This is a genomic window from Micromonospora sp. NPDC049060 (assembly GCF_040649055.1).
In the GTDB taxonomy this organism is placed as follows: domain Bacteria; phylum Actinomycetota; class Actinomycetes; order Mycobacteriales; family Micromonosporaceae; genus Micromonospora; species Micromonospora reichwaldensis.
This window is the reverse complement of sequence record NZ_JBEZEV010000041.1, coordinates 4,225-27,615: the sequence shown is the minus strand read 5'-3', so window position 1 is coordinate 27,615 and position 23,391 is coordinate 4,225. Positions and strand designations below refer to the sequence as shown.

At 73.5% G+C, this 23,391-nt stretch carries 18 protein-coding genes; 4 read left to right on the top strand and 14 right to left on the bottom strand.

Annotated elements, in window-relative coordinates; translation table 11 throughout:
- Positions 1-43: 43 nt before the first annotated feature.
- Positions 44-2,179, bottom strand: coding sequence for a DEAD/DEAH box helicase (locus AB0B83_RS16870; protein ID WP_357578964.1), 2,136 nt, complete (start codon positions 2,177-2,179; stop codon positions 44-46).
- Positions 2,180-2,456: 277 nt separating this feature from the next.
- On the opposite strand from AB0B83_RS16870, the gene AB0B83_RS16865 reads away from it, so the two are divergent.
- Positions 2,457-3,302, top strand: a complete 846-nt coding sequence (locus AB0B83_RS16865; protein WP_357578982.1) for a hypothetical protein — start codon at positions 2,457-2,459, stop codon at positions 3,300-3,302.
- 156 nt (positions 3,303-3,458) lie between these two features.
- Here AB0B83_RS16865 and AB0B83_RS16860 read toward each other — a convergent pair whose 3' ends face one another.
- From AB0B83_RS16860 to AB0B83_RS16835, 6 genes are all read right to left on the bottom strand, one after another.
- The gene (locus AB0B83_RS16860; RefSeq protein ID WP_311413118.1) at positions 3,459-4,586 is read right to left on the bottom strand and encodes a branched-chain amino acid ABC transporter permease; all 1,128 of its coding nucleotides are present in this window, start codon (positions 4,584-4,586) and stop codon (positions 3,459-3,461) included.
- Complete coding sequence (locus AB0B83_RS16855) at positions 4,583-5,473, bottom strand: branched-chain amino acid ABC transporter permease (protein WP_357578963.1); 891 nt, start codon at positions 5,471-5,473, stop codon at positions 4,583-4,585. Before AB0B83_RS16855 ends, AB0B83_RS16860 begins: the two co-directional genes overlap by 4 nt.
- Complete coding sequence (locus AB0B83_RS16850; protein WP_357578962.1) at positions 5,473-6,240, bottom strand: ABC transporter ATP-binding protein; 768 nt, start codon at positions 6,238-6,240, stop codon at positions 5,473-5,475. The genes AB0B83_RS16855 and AB0B83_RS16850 overlap by 1 nt, the downstream gene beginning before the upstream one ends.
- 55 nt (positions 6,241-6,295) lie before the next feature.
- Positions 6,296-7,039, bottom strand: a complete 744-nt coding sequence (locus AB0B83_RS16845) for an ABC transporter ATP-binding protein (RefSeq protein WP_357578961.1) — start codon at positions 7,037-7,039, stop codon at positions 6,296-6,298.
- Positions 7,040-7,045: 6 nt separating this feature from the next.
- Complete coding sequence (locus AB0B83_RS16840) at positions 7,046-8,245, bottom strand: substrate-binding domain-containing protein (protein WP_357578960.1); 1,200 nt, start codon at positions 8,243-8,245, stop codon at positions 7,046-7,048.
- A 318-nt stretch (positions 8,246-8,563) separates the two neighbouring features.
- The gene (locus AB0B83_RS16835; protein ID WP_357578959.1) at positions 8,564-9,688 is read right to left on the bottom strand and encodes a glycerophosphodiester phosphodiesterase; all 1,125 of its coding nucleotides are present in this window, start codon (positions 9,686-9,688) and stop codon (positions 8,564-8,566) included.
- A 141-nt stretch (positions 9,689-9,829) separates the two neighbouring features.
- On the opposite strand from AB0B83_RS16835, the gene AB0B83_RS16830 reads away from it, so the two are divergent.
- Positions 9,830-11,164, top strand: a complete 1,335-nt coding sequence (locus AB0B83_RS16830) for a potassium transporter TrkG (RefSeq protein ID WP_357578958.1) — start codon at positions 9,830-9,832, stop codon at positions 11,162-11,164.
- A complete protein-coding gene (locus AB0B83_RS16825) occupies positions 11,154-11,822 on the top strand; it encodes a TrkA family potassium uptake protein (RefSeq protein ID WP_357578957.1) in 669 nt (222 codons plus the stop codon). Before AB0B83_RS16830 ends, AB0B83_RS16825 begins: the two co-directional genes overlap by 11 nt.
- 11 nt (positions 11,823-11,833) lie before the next feature.
- Here the strand turns inward: AB0B83_RS16825 and AB0B83_RS16820 are convergent, their stop codons facing one another.
- The 7 genes from AB0B83_RS16820 to AB0B83_RS16790 form a co-directional block, all read right to left on the bottom strand.
- Complete coding sequence (locus AB0B83_RS16820) at positions 11,834-13,519, bottom strand: serine/threonine-protein kinase (protein WP_357578956.1); 1,686 nt, start codon at positions 13,517-13,519, stop codon at positions 11,834-11,836.
- 70 nt (positions 13,520-13,589) lie between these two features.
- Positions 13,590-15,143, bottom strand: coding sequence for a fused MFS/spermidine synthase (locus AB0B83_RS16815; RefSeq protein WP_357578955.1), 1,554 nt, complete (start codon positions 15,141-15,143; stop codon positions 13,590-13,592).
- A gap of 36 nt (positions 15,144-15,179) precedes the next feature.
- The gene (locus AB0B83_RS16810; RefSeq protein WP_357578981.1) at positions 15,180-16,223 is read right to left on the bottom strand and encodes a hypothetical protein; all 1,044 of its coding nucleotides are present in this window, start codon (positions 16,221-16,223) and stop codon (positions 15,180-15,182) included.
- Positions 16,224-16,415: 192 nt separating this feature from the next.
- On the bottom strand, positions 16,416-17,228 hold the full coding sequence (locus tag AB0B83_RS16805; RefSeq protein WP_357578954.1) for an inositol monophosphatase family protein: 813 nt from the start codon (positions 17,226-17,228) through the stop codon (positions 16,416-16,418).
- Positions 17,221-17,673, bottom strand: a complete 453-nt coding sequence (locus AB0B83_RS16800; RefSeq protein ID WP_311413128.1) for a response regulator — start codon at positions 17,671-17,673, stop codon at positions 17,221-17,223. Before AB0B83_RS16800 ends, AB0B83_RS16805 begins: the two co-directional genes overlap by 8 nt.
- A complete protein-coding gene (locus tag AB0B83_RS16795) occupies positions 17,670-19,442 on the bottom strand; it encodes an ATP-binding protein (protein ID WP_357578953.1) in 1,773 nt (590 codons plus the stop codon). The genes AB0B83_RS16800 and AB0B83_RS16795 overlap by 4 nt, the downstream gene beginning before the upstream one ends.
- Positions 19,439-20,617, bottom strand: a complete 1,179-nt coding sequence (locus AB0B83_RS16790) for a fused response regulator/phosphatase (protein WP_151456478.1) — start codon at positions 20,615-20,617, stop codon at positions 19,439-19,441. Before AB0B83_RS16790 ends, AB0B83_RS16795 begins: the two co-directional genes overlap by 4 nt.
- 308 nt (positions 20,618-20,925) lie before the next feature.
- Between AB0B83_RS16790 and AB0B83_RS16785 the strand changes: the two genes are divergently transcribed.
- The gene (locus AB0B83_RS16785) at positions 20,926-23,301 is read left to right on the top strand and encodes a M28 family peptidase (protein WP_357578952.1); all 2,376 of its coding nucleotides are present in this window, start codon (positions 20,926-20,928) and stop codon (positions 23,299-23,301) included.
- Positions 23,302-23,391: the final 90 nt, after the last annotated feature.

Sequence of the window (23,391 nt, the reverse complement as noted above, 5' to 3'; positions counted from 1 at the left end):
GCCCAGGCATCGGCGACCCGGCCCGCCGGGCGGTGCCGGTGGCTCAGCCGGCCACGGCCAGGGCGAGCGGGAGCACGTCGGGGGCGCCGGCCCGGCGCAGCTCGCGGGCGGCCATCGTCATCGTCCAGCCCGAGTCGACCAGGTCGTCGACGAGGAGCACGGGCCCGTCGAGCCCGGCGAGGGCGTCGGCCAGGTCCTCCGGCACGGCGAAGGCGCCGTGCAGGGCGCGTACCCGCTGGGCGCTGTTGCCGCGCGGGCCGCCGGCCGGCGCGCCGGTCGGCGTCACCGCACCGAGCAGCGGCAGCCGGCCCACCGCGGCGATCCGCTCGGCGAGCGAGCCGACCAGCCGGGGCCGGCGGCGCGAGCCGACCGCGACCACCCCGACCGGGCGGCGCGGCCACCGCTCGTCGCCGTGCGCCCACGCCTTCAACACCTCGACCACGGCGGCGGCCACGTCGTCGGGGACGGCGACGTCCGCCGCCTCCGGCCCGACCAGGTCGCGCAGCCGGCCGCCCCACCCCAGGTCGGACAGCCGCCCCACGGCGCGCCCCGGCAGCGCCTGCTCCGCCGGGGCGATCCGCCCCTTCAGCGGTACGCCCACCGCCTCCAGCCCCGTCGGCCAGAGTTTCTTCGGCGTGATCTCCACCCCGGGCCGGCCGAGGAAGGTCTGCGCGGCGGTCTGCGCCACGTCCGACACGTCGGCCGTGAACAACGGGCCGGCGCAACGGTCACAGCGGCCACAGTCGGCGGCCCCGGCGTCGTCCAGGCACTCGCGCAGGTAGCGCAGCCGGCAGTCGGAGGTGGTCGCGTACTCCCGCATGGCCTGCTGCTCGGCGGTGCGCGCCTCGGCGACGCGGCGCAATCGGGCCTCGTCGTAGACCCAGGGCTCCCCGGTGGCGAGCCAGCCGCCGCGCACCCGGCGGACCGCGCCGTCGACGTCGAGCACCTTGAGCATCAGCTCCAGCCGGGCCCGGCGCAGGTCGACGATCGGTTCGAGCGCCTGGGTGGAGAGCGGACGGTCGGTGTGCAGGGCGGCCAGGACGGCGCGGACCTGCGCCTCGGGCGGGAAGGCGAGCGAGGCGAAGTAGCGCCAGATCGCGGCGTCCTCGGTGCCGGGCAGCAGCAGCACCTCGGCGTGCGCGACGGCCCGGCCGGCACGGCCGACCTGCTGGTAGTACGCGATCGGGGACGGCGGCGCGCCGAGGTGCACGACGAAGCCGAGGTCGGGCTTGTCGAAGCCCATGCCCAGCGCGCTCGTGGCGACGAGCGCCTTGATCTTGTTGTCCAGCAGGTCCTGCTCGGCGGCCCGCCGGTCGGCGTCCTCGGCCTGCCCGGTGTAGGAGGCGACCGCGTAGCCCCGGGAACGCAGGAACTCGGCGGTCTCCCCCGCCGCGGCGACCGTCAGCGTGTAGACGATGCCCGAGCCGGGGAGCCGGTCCAGGTGGTCGGCGAGCCACGCCAGCCGGTGTGCCGGGCTCGGCAGCTCGACCACGCCGAGGCGCAGCGACTCGCGGTCCAGGCTGCCGCGCAGCACGAGGGCGTCGCCCAACTGCTCCGCCACGTCGGCGGTGACCCGGGCGTTGGCGGTGGCCGTGGTGGCCAGCACCGGGGTGCGCTCGGGCAGGTTGCCGAGGAAGGTGCGCAGCCGGCGGTAGTCCGGCCGGAAGTCGTGCCCCCAGTCGGAGACGCAGTGCGCCTCGTCGACCACCAGCAGGCCCGTGGTGGCGGCCAGCTTCGGCAGCACGGTGTCCCGGAAGTCCGGATTGTTGAGCCGCTCCGGGCTGATCAGCAGCACGTCCACGGCGCCGGCGTGGATCTCGGCGGTGATCTCGTCCCACTCGTCGAGGTTGGCGGAGTTGATCGTGCGCGCCCGGATGCCGGCGCGGGCCGCCGACTCGACCTGGTTGCGCATGAGCGCCAGCAGCGGCGAGACGATCACGGTAGGCCCGGCGACGCCTTCTGCGCCGGCCGCCTCCCGGTCCCGCAGCAGGGCGGTGGCCACGAAGTAGACCGCCGACTTGCCCCACCCGGTGCGCTGCACGCAGAGGACCCGACGACGGTCGACCACCAGCGCCTCGATCGCCCGCCACTGGTCCTCCCGGAGCCGGGCGTGCTCGCCGGCCAACCGCCGCAGCACCGCCTCGGCCCGCTCCCGTACCGCCGTCCGATCCTGGCTCATCCGGCATTTCTACCAGCTACGGCGGACGTTCCCCGCTCCCGCGAGACGGCGGACCGCCCGGGGCACACCGCCCGACCGCCCTCGGACGGGGACTGTCCGCGTGCGGGTCGGCCACCGGTGAGGCCGAGGACCCGCGTCACCACCACGCTCGACCCGGTCGACGGTGTGCCGGACGACCGCGCGGACGACGGGCGGGCCCTCAGGGCCAACGCGGCGGCACCGGCGCGTGCCAAGATCTGCGGCGGCAACAGTCCAGCTAGGAAAGAGAATCATGCGAATCACGCAGCAGACCGGCCGCGCCGGCAGGGTCCGGCGGGTCGCGGCGGCAGCCGTGTCCCTGGCGGCCGCGACCTCCCTGGTGGCCGGGTGTGGCAACGACGACGCCCAGGACAACCCGGCGGCCTCCTCGCCGGTCCCGTCGGCGTCCCCGTCGGCCAACCCGAAGAGCACGCTCCTGGCGGCGGTGCCGGACGAGGAGGACCCGGCCTTCCGGTTCAGCGGCAGCGACCCGACCGGCGTCGTCACCGGCGTGGTGGACCCGGCGGGCAAGGGCATGGACCTCACCGTGACCGAGAAGGACAAGGAGCTCGACTTCACGATGAAGCTCTCCTTCCGCCTGATCGAGCAGCGCTCCTGGATGAAGGTGAGCTTCGACGGCGCCGAGGAGCTCAGCAGCATGCTCAAGCTGCCGAAGAAGTGGATGGAGCTGGACCACGCGAAGCTGACCGACCCGGCCAGCGTGCCCTACTACGAGGGTGCCGACCCGGGCAACACCGGCGCGATCCTCGGGGCGATGGGAGACACCGTGACGGACCAGGGCGGCGGGACCTACACCGGGACCGTGGACCTGACCCACGGCGAGCACGTGCGCCAGGCCATGGCCGACGCCGTGGACGTCGACGCGCTGGGCACCGCGGCGAAGACGATCCCGTTCACGGCCGTCATCGGGGCGGACGGGAACCTCACCTCGCTGACCCTGGAGATCCCGGCGGTCGGCAAGCTCAAGGCCACGAAGTACGTCGTGAAGTACTTCGACTTCGGCAAGGCCCCGAAGGTCACCGTGCCGACGGGCAGCCAGGCGCAGAAGGCTCCGGAGTCGGCGTACGAGCTGCTGAACAGCTGACGTACGAGGACGGGAGACGGGGTCGCGGTCGCACGAGGGGGCCGCGGCCCCGACGCCTGCGGGCCGTCGGTCCCCGTCCACGCGCAGGCCCCGCCGATGACGAGCCGTCGCCGGGCGGCGGCAGCTGCGTCATCGGCGGGGCCTGGGCCCGCGCCGTCAGGGGCGGCGGGACGGGGTGCGCAGGGAGTGCTTCAGCAGTGCCAGGCGCGGGGCGAGGCTGGCCAGGCCGCCGGGGAAGAAGTAGACGGCCAGGATGAAGACCGTGCCGAGCACGAAGAGCGGCTGCGACAGCGGGTTGCTCAGGAACGCCGGCAGGGCCTCCACCGCGTCGGACGTGCCGAACGCGACCAGCCGGTGGTCCAGGTACATGTAGAGGATCCCGCCGATCACCGGGCCCCACCGGGTGCCCGGCCCGCCGAGCACCACCATGACCAGCAGCGCCAGGGTCCACTCGGAGGAGGTGATGTGCGGCGAGGCGCCGCCGACGATCAGGACGTAGACCGCGCCCCCGGCCGCCGCCAGGCCGCCGGCCAGGGTGAACGCCACCAGCTTGAAGCGGTACGGGTCGAGCCCGAGCACCCCGATCCGCCGCTCGTCGTCGCGCAGGCCGGCGAGCACCCGCCCGGTCGGCGAGCCGGAGACCCGGTGCACCACGAAGACCACCACTACCAGGTACGCCAGCGCCAGCCAGTAGAGGTTGACGGTGTTGGTGACCCCGACCAGCCCCTCGGGCAGCCCGGAGACGTCAAGCGGCAGCCCTTCCTCGCCGCCGGTGAGCCCGCCGAAGTCGCGGGCCACCAGGATCGCCCCGACCTGGGCGAAGGCGAGCGTCACCATGGCGAACGCGATGCCGACGGTACGCAGCGCCACCGCCCCGAGCAGCGCGGCGAGGATCGTCCCGCCGGTGGTCGCGAGCAGCGCGGCCTGCCACAGCGGCAGCCCCGCCTTGGTGACGAGGATGTCGGTGCCGTAGACGCCGGCGGCGAAGTAGAGGGCGTGCCCGAAGGAGAGCATCCCGGTCCGGCCGAAGAGCAGGTCGTACCCGGCGGCCAGACCGCCGAAGACCAGGCAGACGGCGAGCAGTTGCAGGGTCCCCGGGGAGTTCAGCGCCCCCTCGAAGATCCCCGGCAGGTGCAGCGTCGAGTACGGCAGGATCAGCGCGACCACCAGCGCGACCAGCGGCAGGTACGGGCGCAGCCCGTGCCACCGTCGGCGCCCCGGCGTCAGCTCGTCGGGCACGGCGGCCGGCGGCGCCGGCACCTCGGGGCTCTTGACCTCGGTCATGCCGTTGCCACCTTTCCGGCGATGCCCTGCGGGCGCAGCAGCAGCACCACGGCCAGCAGCGCGACCACGCAGATGTCGCCCAGCCCGGAGGTGCCGTAGTAGTTGACGAACTGTTGGGTCAGGCCGACGGCGACGGCCGCGTACGCGGACCCGATCACCGAGCCCATCCCGCCGATGACCACCACGATGAACGCGAAGATCAGCAGCGAGCCGCCCTGGCCGGGCGAGACGGTGCCGAAGTAGACGCCGCCGAGCGCGCCGGCCAGCGCCGCCGCCGCCCCGCCGATCGCGAAGACCAGGGTGAACGCCTTGCGCACGTCGATGCCGAGCGCGGTGACCATCTCCCGGTTCTCCACGCCGGCCCGGATGATCAGGCCGTAGCGGGTCCAGCGGAGGAAGGCCAGGATCGCGCCGAGCACCAGCACCGCGGCGATGATCAGCAGCAGGCCGCCGTTCGGCACGTTGGCGCCGAGGATCGAGGTGACCTGCCGGCTCCACTCGGGGCGCGGGAACGGCCGGGCGTCCGCGCCCCAGGTGGCCTGGAGCAGCGCCACGCCGGCCAGCGAGAGGCCGACGGTGACGAGCACCTGCTCGATGGTGCGGGAGTAGAGCGGCCGGATCAGCACCAGCTCGACGAGCACCGCGACCAGCGTGCCGGCGGCCACCCCGAAGGCGACCGCGACCACGAAGCCGAAGCCGTCCGACCCGGCGCCCGGCAGGTTGTGCGCCGCCCACCAGGTCCCGTACGCGCCGACGCCGAGGAAGACGCCGTGCGCGAAGTTGAGCACGTCGGCCAGGCCGAAGACCAGGGAGAGCCCGCTGGCGACCAGGAAGTAGAGCGCCGCCAGGCCGAGCCCGGTCAGCGTCAACAGGATGACGGTGTCCATCAGTGCTCGTCCTTCCGTGCGCCGGCCGGCGTACCGGCGGGGTGGTGTCCCTCCGCCGAGCCGACGCCCAGCAGCGACTTGGTCAGGGCGGTCTCCAGCAGCAGTTCCTGCGCGTCGCCGGTCCAGGCGACCTGGCCGGCGGCCAGCACGACCGCGTCCCGGGCGAGCCGCCGGACCACTGCCAGGTTCTGCTCGACGAGCAGCACCGGAACGGATTCGGCGACCCGTTCCAGCACCTCGGCCACCTCGGTCACCACCTTCGGCGCGAGCCCCTTGGTCGGCTCGTCGACGAGCAGCAGCCGGTTGTCGTTGAGCAGCACCCGGCCGATCGCGAGCATCTGCTGCTGCCCGCCGGAGAGCGAGCCGGCCCGTTGCCGTCCGCGCCGGTCCAGCTCGGGGAAGAGCGCGAACACCTTGTCGTACGCCGGGGTGCTGCCCCGCCGCTCGGCGAGCCGGAGGTTCTCCGCGACGGTGAGCCCGGCGAAGACGCACCGGTCCTCCGGCACGTAGCCCAGCCCGCCGCGGACCAGCCGGTGGGTGGGCCGGGCCAGCAGGCTCTGCGCGCCCATCCGGACGGCGCCGCGCACCTCGCCGGCGGGCGGGGTGAGGCCGACGATCGCGCGCAGCGTGGTCGTCTTGCCCACGCCGTTGCGCCCGAGCAGGACGGTGACGCCGGTCGGGGCGACCGTGAAGGACACCCCCTGGAGGATGTGCAGCCCGGCGATGCGGACCGACAGGTTCTCCACACTGAGAATGGGTTCCATCATGAGCCGCCTTTCGTTCGCGACTGCGGGACTCGCAAACCCGGCTCATTCCTCGCGCTCACAGAGCCTCCCCCAGGTAGGCCTCTTGCACGGTGGGGTTGGCCATCACCGTCTCCGGGGTGTCGCAGGCCAGCAGCGCGCCGTGGTGCATCACGGCGATCCGGTCGGCCAGTTCCAGGATGACGTCCATGTGGTGCTCGACCATCAGCACCGACCGGCCGCTGTCGCCGGTGAGCGAGCGGATCACCGAGACCAGCTCGGGCACGTCCTCGGCGCTGACCCCGGCCATCGGCTCGTCGAGCAGCATGACCCGGGGCTCCCCGGCGAGCAGCAGGGCGATCTCCAGCTTCCGCTTCTCGCCGTGGGCGAGGGTGCCGGCCAGCGCCGTACCCCGGTGGGCGAGGCCGACCCGGTCGAGCGCCGCGTCGGCGGCGGCGGCGACCTCCCGGTCGGCCGCCGCCCGCCGCCACAGCTTCATCGAGCCCCCGCGGTGCGCCTGCACGGCGAGCCGGACGTTCTCCCGCACGCTGAGCGAGCCGAAGACCGAGCTTGCCTGGAAGGTACGGCCGAGGCCGAGACGGGCCCGCTGGTGCGGCGGCAGGGGGCCGATGTCCTGCCCGTCGAGGGTGATCCGTCCTTCCGTGGCCCGGCGAATGCCGGTGATCAGGTTGAACAGTGAGGTCTTGCCGGCGCCGTTGGGCCCGATGACGCCGAGGAACTCCCCGGGCGCCAGGTCGAGGTAGACGCTGTCGACGATGGCGACCTCACCGATCCGCCAGGTCAGACCGCGGGTGGCGAGCATCTGGTGTCAGCCCTTCATCGCCACGGCCGGCGGCGCGGACTCGTCCCCGGTCAGCGCCTTCTGGGCGGTGGCCGTGAACGCGGTGCCGCTGCCGGAGAGCTTGGCCTGGAACATCGGCTGGAGCAGCGCGTGGTCCTCGGCGCGGATGGTCATCTTGCCCTTGACCCCGTCGAAGCTCCAGCCCTCCAGCGCCTTCACCATCTTCTCGACGTCGTCGCCGCCCTCCTCGATGGCCCGTACGACCATCTGCGCGGCGGCGAAGCCGTCCGGGTGGAACAGGTCGACGGTGCCGACCTTGGCCTTCAGCGCCTTCACGGCCTCGTTGTCGGAGGCCCCGTCGAAGTAGTGCGACAGGAAGGAGATCTTGCTGCCGGCGGCGCCGAAGGTCGGCCACGAGGCGCGGATGTCCAGGCCGGTGACGACCGTGGTGGAGGAGAGCACGCCCTGCTGGTCGAGCGTCTGCCACATCGCGGGGGCGGTGGTGCCGGCCCAGGCGACGAAGAGCAGGTCCGGCTTGGCGGACTTGATCTGGCTGGCGAACGGGGTGAACTCGGTGGCGCTGGCCGGCGCCCGGACGCTGCTGACGGCCGCGCCCGCGCCGCCGATGACGGCCTTCACGGCCGCCTCGTTGGCGTCGCCGAAGGCGCCGTCCTGGGCGAACACCACGACCTTCTTGCCGGCCGGGTCGCCGATGAACGACTTGGCGGTGACCACGTCCTGGTACGACTGCCGGCCGGAGCGGAACGTGTACTTGTTGGCGCCGGTCACCGCGTCGGTGGCGGCGGGCCCGGAGATGAAGAGGACCTTGTTCTGGGCGGCGATCGGGGCGACCTGGAGGGCCACGCCGGAGGCCGTCGAGCCCGCGATGATCTTGTTGCCCTTGCCGATCAGGTCCTTGGCCGCGGAGACCGCCTTCGCCGGGTCACCCGCGTCGTCGACCCCGGTGACCTCGACGGCCCGGTCGCCCACCTTGTTGGTGCCCTTGGTGGCGAAGTCGAGGCCGGCCTTGAATCCCTCGATGTACTGCTTGCCGTAGCTGGCGAGGGCTCCCGACTGGGAGTAGACCAGGCCAACCTTCACCGGGGCGGCGCTGTCGCCGCCACCGGAGGCGGTGTCCTGCGGGCTGCCACAGGCCGTGGCGGCGAGCGCCGCGGCCATCATCGTGGCGGCGGAGAGGAACACCCGCCGCGTCGTCCGGACCGTCATTGCGACTCCACGTGAGGACTCGGAGGTAGGGAACTCATATGACGGCTCACGCTAGAAGTGACGTCACCCACGGGCTATGTGGCCGAAACACACAAGTAACAGGGGTGGGGTGGTCGGGGGTTACAACGATCACGACGCGGTGGCGACCCCACCCGTCCGCGATGGGCGCCCGCCCCATCGACGGAAGTGATGCTGTGTCGCTCCGCGCCACCGATATCCACACCGGGCCGGTCGGGACCGTCCAGATCTTGGTAGGAAAGTGCCCCCTGATGGGCCGTTTCCTACCAAGATCTGCGGCGTACGCCGCTTGAGGGGAGGTCAGCGGCGGGCGAGGCCCTCGCGGGCGGCGACGGCGGTGTCCGGGTGGTCGGTGAAGACGCCGTCGAGGCCGAGGGCGAGGAACAGCTCGTACTCGGCCTGGATGTCGCCGCGAGCGTTGGGGTCGGCGCCGATGCGCAGGTCGGTCGGCAGGAACTGGTTCTCGGCCCGGAACGTCCAGGCGTGCACGATCAGCCGCTCGCGGTGCGCGTCCCGCACCAGGGTGGTCGGGGCGAGCAGCCGGCCGGTTCCATCCCGAGGGACGATCAGGTTCTTGTTGGCGCCGACGCCGTCGGCGTAGGAGGCGATCCACTTCAGGCCGGCCGGCTTCGCCAGGTCCTGGTAGCTGCGGGCGTCACCGGCGACGGTGAAGTCGTAAGGGCGGCCGGTGGCGTCGAGGAGCTGCGCGAGCCGGACGTCGATCATCTTGTCGAGCTCGCGCAGGTTGGCCGTCTCGAACGACTGGATGATGACCGGCGAGTTGCGGCGGGTCAGCCCGTTGCGCCGCAGCACCTCGACCAGCGGCTCCTCCAGCGGCAGCCCGATGGACGCGAAGTAGCTGGGGTGCTTGGTCTCCGGATAGACGCCGATCGTCCGGCCCCGCGCCCGCCCCTCGCTCCGGGCCAGGTCGATGACCTCCTGGAGGGTGGGCACCTGGAACCGGCCGTCGAAGGCGGTGTTGGTGACACGCACCTTGGGCAGCCGCTCCTTGGCCCGCAGGGTCCGCAGCTCCGCGAGGGTGAAGTCCTCGGTGAACCAGCCGGTGACCGCGACGCCGTCGATGGTCTTCGTGGCCCGGCGCACGGCGAACTCGGGGCGGGCGGCCACGTCGGTCGTACCGCTGATCTCGTTCTCGTGCCGCGCGACCAGCGCGCCGTCGCGGGTGGCGACCAGGTCCGGCTCGATGTAGTCCGCGCCCTGCCGGATCGCCAACCGGTAGGCCTCCAGGGTGTGCTCGGGCCGGTAGCCGCTGGCGCCCCGGTGACCGATCACGAGCGGCCGGTCCGCCGCCCGGGCACGCACGGCGGCGGGTGCCGGGGCGGCCGAGGCCGTCAGCGCCGGCACGGCCACGGCCGCCGCGAGCAGGGCGCCGGCCAGGCCGAGGGCGGAAAGGGTACGTCGCAACGCAGTCTCCTTGTCGTCGAGGAATCCGCCTCAGCAGACAGGCCCGCGTTGACGGCGAGTTGGTCGCTGCCTGGCCGGCGGATGAACCCTCGGGATGCCGGTTTCCACACCCGATCCGCAGCGGAAAAGGAAGATTGTCTGGTGCGCCGGCTTCTTCGTCACCCCGTGCGGCTCGTGCCGCTCGGCTTCCTGGTGACGATCCTGGTCGGCACCGGACTGCTGATGCTGCCCTGGGCCACCAGCGAGTACCGGCACACCCCGTTCCTGACCGCCCTCTTCACCGCCACCTCGGCGGTCTCGGTGACCGGGATGGCGGTGGTCGACACCCCGAACTACTGGAACGGGTTCGGGCTCGTGATGATCACCGTGCTCACCCAGGTCGGCGGCCTCGGCATCGTGACCGGTGCGACCCTGGTGATCCTCGTGGTGGCCCGGCGGCTGGGGCTGCGCAGCCGGCTGCTGGTGCAGGCCGAGACCGCCGAGTTCGGCATCGGCGACGTACGCCGGCTGCTGCTGCGCATCGCCGGCCTCGCGCTGGCCTGCGAGGCGGTCATCACCGCGATCCTGACCGCCCGACTGTGGATCACCTACGACTATCCGTTCGGCCGGGCCCTCTGGGGCAGCGTCTTCCACGCCGTCCAGGCGTTCAACAACGGCGGGTTCGCCCTCCACACCGACAGCCTGGTCGCCTTCTCCACCGACGCCTGGGTCACCCTGCCGCTGGCCTTCGGCACGATCGTCGGCGGGCTGGGCTTCCCGGCGCTCTTCGAGGCGGTGCGGGAGTGGCGGCGCCCCGCCCGGTGGGCGGTCGCCACCAAGCTGACCGTCTGGGGCAGCCTGGCACTGCTGGCGGTGGGCTTCACCGCCCTGCTGACCATCGAGTGGGCCAACCCGCGCACCCTGGGCATCTACACCTGGCCGGACAAGCTCCTGGTGGCGTTCGCCCAGAACTCGTACATCCGCACCGGCGGTTTCAACGTCCTGAACGTGGACGGCCTGGAGGAGGAGAGCTATCCCCTCCTCATCGCGCTGATGTTCATCGGCGGCGGCAGCGCCAGCACGGCCGGCGGGATCAAGGTGGCGACGTTCTTCCTGCTCGCCTTCGTGATGTGGGCGGAACTACGGGGAGAGCCGGACGTGACGGTCGGCAAGCGCCGGGTGGCCACCGCCAGCCAGCGGCAGGCCATCACCGTCACCCTGCTCAGCGTCGCGCTGGTGGTCTGCGGCACGGTGCTCCTGGTCTTCCTCACCGAGGGAGTCCGCTACTACGAGGCGCTGTTCGAGGTGACCTCGGCGTTCACCACCACGGGCCTCAGCGTCGGGGTCGCCGCCGCGCTGCCGGAGAGCGGCCAGCTCGCCCTGATCGTCCTCATGTTCGTCGGCCGGATCGGGCCGCTGACCCTCGGGTCGGCGCTCGCCCTGAACACCCGCCGTCGGCTGTACCGCTACCCGGAGGAGCAACCCATTGTCGGCTAGGAGGACGGACGAGGGCAGTGTCGTGGTGATCGGACTGGGCCGGTTCGGGTGTCACCTGTCCAGCGCGCTGGCCGCGATGAACCACGAGGTGCTGGCCATCGACCGCAACCCGGAGCAGGTGCAGCGGTGGTCGGCGCAGCTCGACCGCGTCGTGCAGGCCGACTCCACCGAGGAGGGGGCGCTGCGCCAACTCGGCGTGGCGGACTTCGGCCGGGCGGTGGTCGCCATCGGTGCCTCGTTGGAGGCGAGCGTGCTGACGGTGCTGGCGCTTGTCGAGCTGGGCGTACCGCAGATCTGGGCGCGGGCCACCTCGACGAAGCACGCCAAGATCCTGGACTCGGTCGGCGCGCACCACGTGATCTTTCCCGAGGCGGAGACCGGGGAGCGGCTGGCCCACCTCATCGTCAGCAGGATGCTCGACTTCATCGAGTTCGGCGACGACTTCGCCATCGCCAAGGTGTGCGCCCCGGAGGCGATGCTCGGCCGGCCGCTCTCGGAACTGACGCCCACCGGACGCTACGGGGTGCGCGTGGTGGGCGTGAAGCTGCCCGGGGAACGCTTCCGGTACGCCACCGACGCCACCGTGATCGCCCCGGGCAGCATGCTGATCGTCGAGGGGGACATCGAGCAGGTGCAACGGTTCTCGGAGTTCAGCTGACCCCGGCGGGCTCAGTCGTCGTCATCGTCATCGTCATCGTCATCGTCCCTTTCCGTGTCCCTTTCCCTTTCCGTTTCCTGGCTTACTTTTTTTCCACCACCCGCCTTGCCCTTGCCCTTGCCGGAGTTGTCGGACTTGGCCTTCGACCCGCCGGAACTCCCGGCCGACGTGCCGGCCTTCTTCGTCGGGGCCTTGACGGTGGGCGCCTTGGCCGGCGCCTTGGTGGGTGCCACGCTGGGCGCCGCGCCGGCCACCCCGGAGACCTGCGCGCCGCAGGTCTCGTCGCCGAGGCGGAACTCCAGCGGCAGCGGGTTGGCCCCGCCGTGGCGGCCGGTCAGGGTGAGTTTCTCGGACGCGCCGGGGGCCAGCGCGGCCCGCTCCGGCGCCGCCTCCACCAGCACCGTGCGCCCCTGCTGGCGCACCGGGACGGGGGTCGCCTTCGTCACCGTCTGCTGGCTGGGGAAGGTGAAGCTCAGCCGCCAGTCGCGCAACTCCCGCAGGCCGGTGTTGGTCAGGGTCAGCTCGGCGGCGAAGTCCTTGCCTGAGTCCGTGCGCAGCGCGTACGTGACCCGGCAGGGCGGCGGCGTCTCCGCCCCCATCCGCGCCTCCGTCGGCTGGTCGATGCCGCCGCTGGCGGGGCTGTGCGAGGTCACCCCCCACAGCGCCGCGGTCACCGCCACCAGCCCGGCGGCGGCCACCCCCGCCTCGATCCGCCGGCGCCGGGTCGCCGCGCGCCGGTTGCGCGTACGGGAGAACGGCAGCGCGTCGGTCGCGGCGGACCAGGGCAGGATCGTGGTGCCGGCGGCGGCGAACGCGGCCTCGTCGACGGGCCCCGATGCGGGGGAGACCGGCACCGGGGCGATCATGCCGGCGGCCTCGGCGAGCGTACGCGCGACCTCGGCGGTGGCGGGCCGGTCACCCGGGCGCTTGGCCAGGCAGCGGCTCACGAGCTCGCGCACCTCGTCGGGCAGCCCCGGCACCGGCGGCATCGGCTCCGGCTCGTTGTACATGTGCGCGCGCAGCATCTGCGTGGTGGTGCTCGCCTGCCACGGCAGCCGGCCGGTGAGCATCCGGTAGAGCAGCAGGCCGACCGCGTACACGTCGGTGGCCGGGGAGACCTGACCGTTGTCGAGCCGCTCCGGGGCGAGGTACGCGGGGGTGCCGAGCAGCGCGCCGTCCGGCCCCTTCTCCTTCTCCCCCACCAGGGCGGAGATGCCGAAGTCGACCACCTTCACGCCGGTGGCGGTAAGCATGACGTTGCCCGGGGTGACGTCGCGGTGCACCACGCCACGGGCGTGCGCGGTGGCCAGCGCCGAGGTGACCTCCGCGCCGATCGTCACCGCCTCCCGCCAGGGCAGGCTGCCCCGGCGCAGCCGGCCGGTCAGCGACTCCCCGTCGACCAGCTCCATGACGACGTACGGCACGGTCAGGCCGACCTGCTCCGACTCGCCGTAGTCGTAGACGTTTGTGATGTTGGGGTGGCACAGCCGGGCGGCGGCCTGCGCCTCGATCCGGATGCGGTGCCGGAACGCGCGGTCGGCTGCCAGCCGCGACGCGAGCACCTTGACCGCCACCTGCCGACCCAGCACCTCGTCGTAGCCGCGCCAGACGACGGACATGCCGCCCGCCCCCAGCTGCTCGATCAGCCGGTACCGCTCGCCCAGCAGTTGTGCGCCGTCCCGGATCGGTCCACCCATGAGGGTCGTAGTTGCCCCGGACCGACCCGGCTACACCTGAAGGGTCGGAATCGGTCAGCGATTCACCCGTTCAGGCGGTGGCGAGGAGCTGGTCCACGGGCGCGTAGTCGTCGGTCAGCACCAGCGCCTCGCCGACGAACGCGGTGAGGTCGGCGCCCGCCAGCAGGCTGGCGTCCTCCCGCAGCTCGGCCAGCCGGGCGCGGACCGCCTCCAGCGGCAGCGGGGCGTCGGAGGCGACGATGAGGAAGTTCGAGCCCTCCTGACCGGCGAGCGCCGCCGCCGGGGCGATCAGGGCGACGTGCCGGAACTCGGCGGCGACGGTGGCCAGCTCGCTGCGGATGAAGCGCAGCGGCGGGTAGTCGATGACGTTCTGCACGTAGACGCCGCCCGGGCGGGTCACCCGGCGGACCTCGGCGGCCATCTCCCGGGTGGCGAGGTGCCAGGGCACCACCAGGTGCCCGAACGCGTCGCCGACCACGAGGTCGCGGCTGTCGGTGGCCTCCCCCGCGACGAGCAGCCGGGCGTCACCCACGACCGCCCGCAGGTCCGGCCCCTGGCGTACGCCGAGCTGGCGCTCGCCCAGCTCCACCAGCCCGCCGTCGATCTCGAACACGACGTTGTCGGTGCCCGGACGGGTGGCGGTCAGGTAGCGGGGCACGGTGAACCCGCCGCCGCCCAGGTGCAGCGCGTCGAGCCGCTGCCCCTGCGGGGCGACCACGTCGGCCACCGCCCCGATCCACCGGGTGTACGCGTACTCCAGGTGGGTCGGGTCGGCGAGGTCCACGTACGAGTGCTGGGCCGAGTTGAGCAGCAGGGTGCGGCCGGAGTCCCGGGCGGGATCGACCTCCACGCTGGCGCAGTGGTAGGCGGTCTCGATGTCGCACGGGTTCGGGGCGACGGTGGTCAGCCCGGCGCCGACGAGACCGAGCACCGCCAGGGCGGCCTTGGCGCGGGCGGGGCCGGGCAGCTCCGCGCGGTCCTGGCGGCGCAGCCACACCCCGAGGCCGAGCCCGGTGAGCCCGAGGGAGGCCGCCAGGGCGAACAGGATGACCGTGCTGGGCAGCGCGGCCACCAGCACGAAACCGGTGACCAGGGTGGCCGTGACCGCGCCCAGCGTGCCCACGCTGGAGAGCCGGCCGACCACCTGGCCGGTGCGCCGCAGGTCGGCGAGCTGGAGTTTGACGACCAGCGGGGTGACGGCGGCGAGCAGGGCCGCCGGCACGAAGACGGCGAGCGCGACGAGCAGCAGGATGGCCGAGGCCGCCCCGCCGCGCAGCACCTCGCCGGCGTACCGGACGACGGGCAGGGTGACGGCCGTGGCGATGCCGGCCAGCACCAGCGCCGGGGCCAGCATCGCCCTCGGGTTGCGCCGGTCGGCCAGCCAGCCGCCCGTCCACGCGCCGTAGGCGATGGCGGCCAGGGCGATGCCGATGACCGAGCTGGTCACCTGGAGGGTCACCCCGACGTACGGCCCGACCAGCCGCAGCGCGGCGGTCTCCAGCACCAGGACGGCTCCGCTGGAGAAGAAGACCAGGAACGCGGCGAGGCCGTTGGGCAGGGCCCGGGCGGTCGAGGCCGCCGGCTGGGCGGGCGGGACCGTGACGTCGGAGGATGGGGAGCTCACCCGCGCGATGGTACGCAGGAAAACTGGACCCCCGGGTCAGTACATCGAGAGATGAACATGGTTCGTGTGGTCGGCGGCGGGGCTGCCGCTGCCGCCGTATGCCCGCCAGCCGGTGCCGGGGTGCCAGATCTGCCGGTACCAGATCACGTAGAGCACGCCCAGCCGGCTGGCGTTGCGCACGTGCCAGGCGGCGAGGCTGTCCCCGTACGACTTGTCCCCGCCGGTGGCGGTCTTGTCCTCGAACCCGCCCGTGGCGGCCGAGAAGTCGCAGGCCCGGCCCTTGGGGTGCTCGCCGGAGCCGCCGCTGCGGTAGCAGGAGACGTGCCGCTTGTAGCCTGCGGCCTGGGTCTGCTTGAGGGCGTTGAGCGTGCGCGGGGTGATGCAGCCGGAGGTGGTCGGGTCGTTCACCGAGCAGGACTCCGACGGCCAGGACCCGTCCGAGTTGCGGGGGGCCGGCTTCGCCGAGGAGGAGTTGCCGCCGCTGAAGCCGCCGCTGCTGCCCGAGCTGACCTCCGCGAGCGCCGCCTCGGCCTCCTTCTTCTTCTTCGCCATCACGGCGAGCTGCTTCTGCTGCTCCCGGACCTCGGTGTCGATGGCGATCTTGGCCTGTCGCGCCTGCTCCCGCGCCTCGATCATGCTGCGCAGCCGCCTGCTGTCGCGCTGCGCCATCATGTCGAGGCTGGCCGCCCGGTCCAGGAACGCCTCCGGGGAGGCGCTGTTGAGCAGCATCGACGTGGGCGTCAGCCGGCCCAGCCGGTAGGACTGGGCGGCCACCTCGCCGACCTGGGCGGTCAGCTCGACCAGCCGGACCTCCACCGCGCCCAACTGCACGGCCAGCCGCTTCTGCCGGACCTTGGAGTTCTCCAGCTTCCCCTTGGCCTCGATGTGCGCCTTGGCGGTGGTCTCCAGGGCGTCCCGGAGCTTCTTGGTGCCGCCCTCGTTGGGCTCCGCGTACGCCGGCACGGCGCCCACGCCGAAGAGCAGCGTGACGGCGACGAGCAGGGCGGTCAGCGGACGGCGGGCACGCCGCCCGGCCGACAGGGCGGTCAGCGGGCGGCGGCCGCGACGCCCGACGGGCATGGTCCTGCGCACGAAAGCATCCTTCCGTCGGCCGCCGGCCCCGGATGACAACACGGCGCGGCGGCGGCCCCCGCCGGGCGCCGGTCGGCGGCCTGCTGGCGGAGACCGGCGGTCAGGATACCGGACGGAGCACGCCGGGCCAGGCCCGCGAACGCCCGAACCGTGGGACCTCCACTCAGGGTCGCAGCGACGTCACGCGCCGTCGAGCAGGGCCTCGCGTACGCCCACCCAGATCTGCTCGCTCGCGGCTACCAGGAGGCCGTGGCCGTCGTCCCCCGGGCGGTAGTCGGTGCCGTCGAAGCGCCGCGCGACCCCGCCCGCCGCCCGGACCAGCAGGGCGCCCGGGGCGTGGTCCCACGGCAGGGTGCGCCAGAAGAGCACGAAGTCCTGGTCCCCGGTCAGCACGTCCAGGTATTCCCGGCCGGCGCAGTGCTGGCCGGGCAGCATCTCGCCCAGCCGCGCGCCGCCCGCCTCGACCAGCGCGCGCGGCGCGGCCGGCAGGGCGTGCGACATCGCGGCGCCGCGCACCGCGTCGAGCGCGGGCGTCCGGTCGCCGGTACGCACCGGCCGGCCGTCGAGCCAGGTGCCCTCGCCGGCCCGCGCGACGGCCAGCGTCCCCGCGAGCGGGTCGAGCACCCACGCGGCGACGGGATCCCCGTCGGTCAGCAGCGCCACCATCAGTGCGAACGGCTGCCGGCCGGCGGCGAAGTTCGAGGTGCCGTCGACCGGGTCGACGAGCCACACGTCGCCGGAGCCGCCCAGGTGCTCCAGCAGGGCCGGGTCGTCGGCGACCGCCTCCTCGCCCACCACGACCGAGCCGGGACGCAGCCGGCGCAGGGCCGCCGAGATCACCTCCTCGGCGCGGCGGTCGGCGACGGTGACAAGGTCACCCGGCGCCTTCTCGCTCACGTCGGCGTCGTCGAGCTTGCGGAACAGCGGAAGCACGACCTGGTCGGCGGTCTCGCGCAGCAGACCACCGACGTCGTCGAGCAGGGTGTCAGCCACGCGGCGGCAGCTTCACCACGCTGACGAAGAACTCGTCGATCTGCCGGACCACGGAGATGAAGCGCTCGAAGTCCACCGGCTTCGTCACGTACGCGTTGGCGTGCAGCTGGTAGCTGCGCAGGATGTCCTCGTCGGCCTGGGACGTCGTCAGCACCACCACCGGGATCCGGCAGAGTTGCTCGTCCTTCTTGATCTCCTCCAGCACCTCCCGGCCGTCGCGGCGCGGCAGGTTCAGGTCGAGCAGGATCAGGTCCGGCTGCACCACGTCGGCGTACTGGCCCTCCCGCCGCAGGTAGGCGAGCGCCTCGGCGCCGTCGGAGACGACGGTCAGCCGGTTGCGGAGCTTGTGCTCCTCGAACGCCTCCTGGGTCATCAACACGTCACCCGGATCGTCCTCGACCAGCAGGACCTCGATCGGGCTCTTGCCGTCCGCCGGCGCGGTCATCCCACCGTCTCCCTCATGTCACCCGTTCTACCGCCTTCCGGTGCCCGGCCGGGCCCGTCCGTGGTCTCCGTCTCGTCGTCGCGCCGGTCGGCCTGCGCCGGGACACCGCCCGTGCCGGCCCCGGCGGCGGACTCGACGGCGTCCCCGGGCGTCCCGTCGCCGTCCCCGGCCACGCCGTCCCCGGCCGCCGGCTCGTCCGATGCCGACGCGGTGGCCGCCTCGATGTCCTCGGGGAGCGCCGGGAGGGTGAAGCGGATCGCCGTGCCCTCCTCGACGCCCGTGTCCACCCAGACCCGACCGCCGTGGTACTCCACGATCTTCTTGACGATCGCCAGCCCGATCCCGGTGCCCGGGTACGCGTCCTTGGCGTGCAACCGCTGGAAGATGACGAAGATCTTGTCGGCGAACTCCGGCTCGATCCCGATGCCGTTGTCCTGGCAGCTGATCTCCCACTCGTCGCCCACGAGACGGGCCGAGACGTGCACCTTCGGGGGCACGTCGGGGCGGCGGAACTTGACCGAGTTGCTGACCAGGTTGGCCAGCAGGTTCGTCAGCAGCGGCTCCTCGCCACGGATGACGGGCAGCTCGCCCCAGGTCAGCTCCGCGTCGGCGTACTGCCGGGCCGCCTCGGTCTGGCCGGCCACGTCGCCCATGACCTTGTTCATGTCGACCTCGGTGAAGCCGGTGGTGAGCCGGCCGATCCGGGAGAAGGCGAGCAGGTCGTTGATCAGGCGCTGCATCCGCTGCGCGCCGTCGACCGCGAACGCGATGTACTGGTCGGCCCGCTCGTCCAACTGCCCCGCGTAGCGGCGCTGGAGGAGCTGGCAGAAGCTGGCCACCTTGCGCAGCGGCTCCTGGAGGTCGTGCGAGGCGACGTACGCGAACTGCTCCAGGTCACGGTTGGAGCGGGTGAGCTCCTCGGCCTGCTTCTGGAGCTGGCTGTTGACCCACTCGATCCGCTCCCGGGCCTCCCGTACCTCGGCCAGGTCCTTGGCGATCTTGCGCCGCATGGCGTCCACGTCCTCGGCGAGCCGGAGGAACTCGGGCGGGCCGGCGCCGGCGATCCCGTGCTGGTAGTCGCCCTCGGCCACCTCGCGGACCTGGTCAGCGAGGCCGGTCAGCGGGCGGATCACCATCTTGTCCAGGGAGACCAGCAGCATGCTGCCGGCGATGATCACCACCGCGACCGCGACGATCAGCAGGACGACCAGCAGGTTGCTGGTCCGCCGGACGTCCTCGGCGCTCCGCTGCCGGGCCTCGAAGATCTCGAACTGGAGGTCGTCCAGCGCGCCGCGGACCGCGTCGAACTGCTCCCGGGCCTGATCGGTGATCAACGCCTGCCCCGCGGCGGTGCCGCGCTGCTGCGTCGCGGTGACCACCGGCACCGCCACCGCCCGGCGCCACTCCTCGGCCCGCTGCTCCACCTTTAGGAGCTCCTGCCGGATCTCCGGGTAGTCGCCGAGCAGCCGCTCCATCGAGACGACCAGGTCCTGCTCCCGCTTGCGCCCGGCGTCGTACGGCGTCAGGTCGGCCGGGTTGCCGCTGACCGCGTAGCCGCGCACCGCGGTCTCCTGGTCCAGCAGCGCGTTCTGCACCTCCTGCGCCTGCACCCGCAGCGGCCCGGTCTTGTTGAGGATCGCGTCGATGTGCATGCGGTTCTTCGTCGCCACCACCACCGCGCCGCCCGCCAGCCCGATCAGGAGGAAGGCGACGACGGTGAGCAGCATGACGACCCGCTGACGCAGGGTCCACTCGCGGACGCCCGTCACCGGCCACCGCCCCGGCTGACCAGGAGCATGGCGACGTCGTCGGCGAACGGACCGCCGTTGAGCTGCTCGGCGCGCCCGACCAGCCAGGCCGGCAGCTCCGACAGCGGCACGGCGAGGGTCGCCGGATCGGCGAGCAGTCCGCTGAGGCCCGGCACGTCGAGGCGCTCGTCGCCCTCGCCGATCCGGCCCTCGATGAGGCCGTCGGTGTACATCAACAGGGACCAGTCATCGGTGTCGAACTCCAGGTCGTAGGCCACGGGCCGGCGGGGTCGTACGCCGAGCAGCAGGCCGCCCGGTGCCGGAACCGGCACCACCTTGCCCCCGGCGAGCAGCAGCGGCGGCGGGTGCCCGGCCAGCCGGACGGTGGCCCGGTTGGCGTCGAGGTCCAGCCGCACGGTCGCGACGGTCGCGAAGATCTCCTGGAGCCGGCGCTCGCTCATCAGCACCTGTTCCAGCGCCGGGAGCACCTCGTCGTCGGGCACACCCGCGAGGATCAGCGCCCGCCAGGCGACCCGGAGCTCGACGCCGAGGGCCGCCTCGTCCACGCCGTGCCCGCAGACGTCGCCGACGATCAGGTCGAGCCGGTCGGGCCGGGTCTGCACCACGTCGTAGAAGTCACCGCCGATCAGGGCGGCGTGCCGGCCGGGCCGGTAGAAGGTGTGCACCGCGACCACGTCGGTGGTCATCAGCGGCTGGGGCAGCAGGCCCCGTTCGAGGCGGGCGGACTCGGCCTGGCGCAGCTCGACCTCACGCAGCCGCCGGGCGTTCTCGTCGGCCCGCTTGCGCTCCACCGCGTAGCGCAGCGCCCGGGTCAGCAGCACCCCGTCGACCTGGCCCTTGACCAGGTAGTCCTGGGCGCCCTCGGCGACCGCGACGATGCCGAGGTGCTCGTCGGAGCGGCCGGTCAGCACGCAGACGGCGGCGCCGCTGGCCATCTCCAGCACCTGACGCAGCCCGTCGAGGCCCTGCGCGTCGGGCAGGCCCAGGTCGAGCAGGACGCAGTCGACGCCCATCACGCGCTGCCGGGCCTCGCTGAGGCTGGTGGCCACCAGCAGGTCGATCATCGAGTTGGTCTCGGCGAGCAGCTCACCGACCAGGAAGGCGTCGCCCTCGTCGTCCTCCACCAGCAGCACCCGCAGCCGCTCGCCGGGAGGCAGGTTGGGATGACGTCCCATGCCGCCGTGCGGATACGGCGCGACGGAGGAACCGGCCAGGCCGGTCCCCCGGTGCGGCCGGGTCACCGCCGCGAGACGCGGGAGATCGCTGGTGATGTCGGGCTCCTTCCGAGTGCCCTGCTGATCCTGTATTAGACAACGTTCGCACACAACACGACGGGCCCCGCATGCGCGGGCATGGGTCGGATCACTGTGCGGCGAGGGGCAAAGCGGGCGTCCGCGCTCCCTGCGGCCCACACCGGGAGTCCCGCTGACGGCCGCCGGGGTGCAGGATGGTGCCCACCTGAGACCAGTCCCGAGGAGACCCCGTGGGCGCACCCCCCACCCGCCCCGCCGACCGCGCGCTGGCCCGGCCCCGTCGCCGGCTGGCCGCCGCCGCGGCGGCGCTCGCCGCGCTCGTCGCCGTCGGCGCCGGCACCCTGCTCGACCTGCGCACCCCCGCGCCGCGCCCGGCCGACGCGCCGCCGGGCGAGTTCAGCGCCGCCCGGGCGTACGAGCACGTCGAGGTCGTCGCCGCGCGGACGCACGTGGCGGGCAGCCCCGCCAACCACCAGGTCCGCGCCCACGTCGAGGGCGTGCTGCGCGGCCTCGGCCTGGAGACCGAGGTGCAGGACACCGTCGCGCCCGAGGCCGGCCAGCTCAGCGGGGCGGCCGGCGGGGCCACCCTGGCCCGGGTCCGCAACGTGGTGGCCCGGCTGCCCGGAACCGACCCCACCGGCAAGGTCTTCCTCGTCTCGCACTACGACTCGGTGCAGTCCGGGCCGGGCGGCAACGACGACGCCGCCGGCACCTCGGCCATCCTGGAGGTGGCCCGCGCCCTGGCCGCCGGCCCTCGGCCGCGCAACGACATCGTCTTCGTGCTCACCGACGCCGAGGAGGCGTGCCTGTGCGGGGCGGCGGCGTTCGCGTCCAGCCACCCGCTGGCCGCCGGCGGCGGCGTGGTGCTCAACCTGGAGGCGCGCGGCTCGACCGGCCCGGTGATCATGTTCGAGACGTCGCGGGACAACGCCGCCCTGGTGGACGCCTTCGGCCGGGCCGCGCCGCACCCGGTGGGCACCTCGTTCGCCGTGGAGATCTACCGCGCGCTACCCAACGACACCGACTTCACCGCGTTCCTCGACAACGACTTCGTCGGGCTGAACTCGGCGTACATCGACGGCGGGGCGATCTACCACACCCCCCTGGACACTCCCGCCGCCATGGACCGGGCCAGCCTCCAGCACCACGGCGACAACGCCCTCGGCCTGGCCCGCGAGTTCGGCCGCGTCGACCTGAGGGCGCTGGACTCCGGGCACGACGCCACCTACTTCCCCGTCCCGGGCGGGCTGGTCCGCTACCCCGGCTGGCTGGTCCTGCCCCTGGCGCTGCTCGCGCTCGCCGCCGTGGTGGCCCTCGGCTGGCTCGCCCTGCGGCGGGGCCGCACCACCGGGGCTCGGCTCGCCGCCGGGTTCGGGCTGGCGCTGCTGCCGCTCGTGCTCGCCCCGCTCGCCGCGCAGCTGTTCTGGGGGGCGATCACCGCGCTGCGGCCCGGCTACGCCGAGCTGCTCGACCCGTACCGGCCCACCTGGTACCGGCTGGCCGTGGTGGCGCTCGCCGCCGCCGTCCTGTGCACCTGGTACGCGCTCACCCGCCGCCGGGTCGGCCCGGCCGCGCTCGCCATCGGCGGGCTGGGCTGGCTGGCCGTGCTCGGGGTGCTGCTCGCCGTGCTGGTGCCCGGCGGGGCGTACCTGGTCACCCTGCCGGCCCTGGCCGGCGCGCTGGCCGGGCTGGTCGCGCTGAGCGTGCGGATCGACGGTCCGTGGCCGGTGGTCGCGACGACCCTGGCCGCCGCGGTGGCCGTGGTGATCCTGCTGCCCACCGTCGTCCTGCTCTTCCCGGCGCTCGGCATGGCCATGGGCGGGGTCGCCGCGCTGGTCGCGGTGCTGCTCGGCCTCGCCGCGCTGCCGGTGGTCGACCTGCTGCACCCGCAGGCCGGCGGGCAGCGCGGGCTGCTCGCCGTGCGCGCGCGCCGACTCGGCGCGCTGCCGGCCGCCGCCACCACGCTGGCGGCCGTGGTCCTCGCCGGGGTCGGGCTGGCCGTCGACCGCTTCGACGCCGCGCACCCCGCGCCCACCCACCTGATGTACGCCCTCGACGCCGGCACCGGCCAGGCCCGCTGGCTCAGCCACGAGGAGGACCCCCAGCCCTGGACCGACGGTTACGTCGACGGGGTGACCGAGGTCGCCGACTTCCCCGGTCTGGGCGACGCCGAGCTGCGCGCCGGCCCGGCGCAGGCGGCGGACCTGCCCGCTCCGAAGCTGGAGGTGCTCGCGGACACCACCGCCGGCACCGAGCGCACCCTGCGCCTGCGGCTCGTCCCGCAACGCCAGGTCCGCCTGACCACCCTGCACGTCGACGCGGCGACGGCGACGGTGCTGCGGGCGGAGGTGGCCGGCCGGGCGGTGCCGGTGGAGGCCCGGGAGGGCCGCTGGGGCTTCGGCCTGGTCTTCCACGCCCCGCCGCCGGAGGGGATCGAGGTGACGCTGACCGTGACGCCGAAGGCGGGGCAGGTGGCGCTGCGCGCGATGGACGCCAGCGACGGCCTGGACGCGCTGCCGGGCTTCCGGCCCCGCCCGCCCGGCATCGGCATCGTGGGCTCGCACAGCTCGGAGATGCTGGCCGTGGCCCGCACCTATCCGCTCTAGCGGAGCCTGACGGCGGGGTGGGGCGGGGCGCCGGGGCGGACCCGGGCCCCCCCCCCCCCCGGCGCCCCGGGGGGCCCGGGGGAGAGCCCG

Coding starts and splice junctions, on each gene's coding strand:
- AB0B83_RS16820 (WP_357578956.1), bottom strand. CDS start 13,519: ATGGGTGGACCGATCCGGGACGGCGCACAACTGCTGGGCGAGCGGTAC.
- AB0B83_RS16800 (WP_311413128.1), bottom strand. CDS start 17,673: ATGACCGCGCCGGCGGACGGCAAGAGCCCGATCGAGGTCCTGCTGGTC.
- AB0B83_RS16850 (WP_357578962.1), bottom strand. CDS start 6,240: ATGATGGAACCCATTCTCAGTGTGGAGAACCTGTCGGTCCGCATCGCC.
- AB0B83_RS16845 (WP_357578961.1), bottom strand. CDS start 7,039: ATGCTCGCCACCCGCGGTCTGACCTGGCGGATCGGTGAGGTCGCCATC.
- AB0B83_RS16860 (WP_311413118.1), bottom strand. CDS start 4,586: ATGACCGAGGTCAAGAGCCCCGAGGTGCCGGCGCCGCCGGCCGCCGTG.
- AB0B83_RS16840 (WP_357578960.1), bottom strand. CDS start 8,245: ATGACGGTCCGGACGACGCGGCGGGTGTTCCTCTCCGCCGCCACGATG.
- AB0B83_RS16810 (WP_357578981.1), bottom strand. CDS start 16,223: ATGCCCGTCGGGCGTCGCGGCCGCCGCCCGCTGACCGCCCTGTCGGCC.
- AB0B83_RS16790 (WP_151456478.1), bottom strand. CDS start 20,617: ATGGGACGTCATCCCAACCTGCCTCCCGGCGAGCGGCTGCGGGTGCTG.
- AB0B83_RS16870 (WP_357578964.1), bottom strand. CDS start 2,179: ATGAGCCAGGATCGGACGGCGGTACGGGAGCGGGCCGAGGCGGTGCTG.
- AB0B83_RS16855 (WP_357578963.1), bottom strand. CDS start 5,473: ATGGACACCGTCATCCTGTTGACGCTGACCGGGCTCGGCCTGGCGGCG.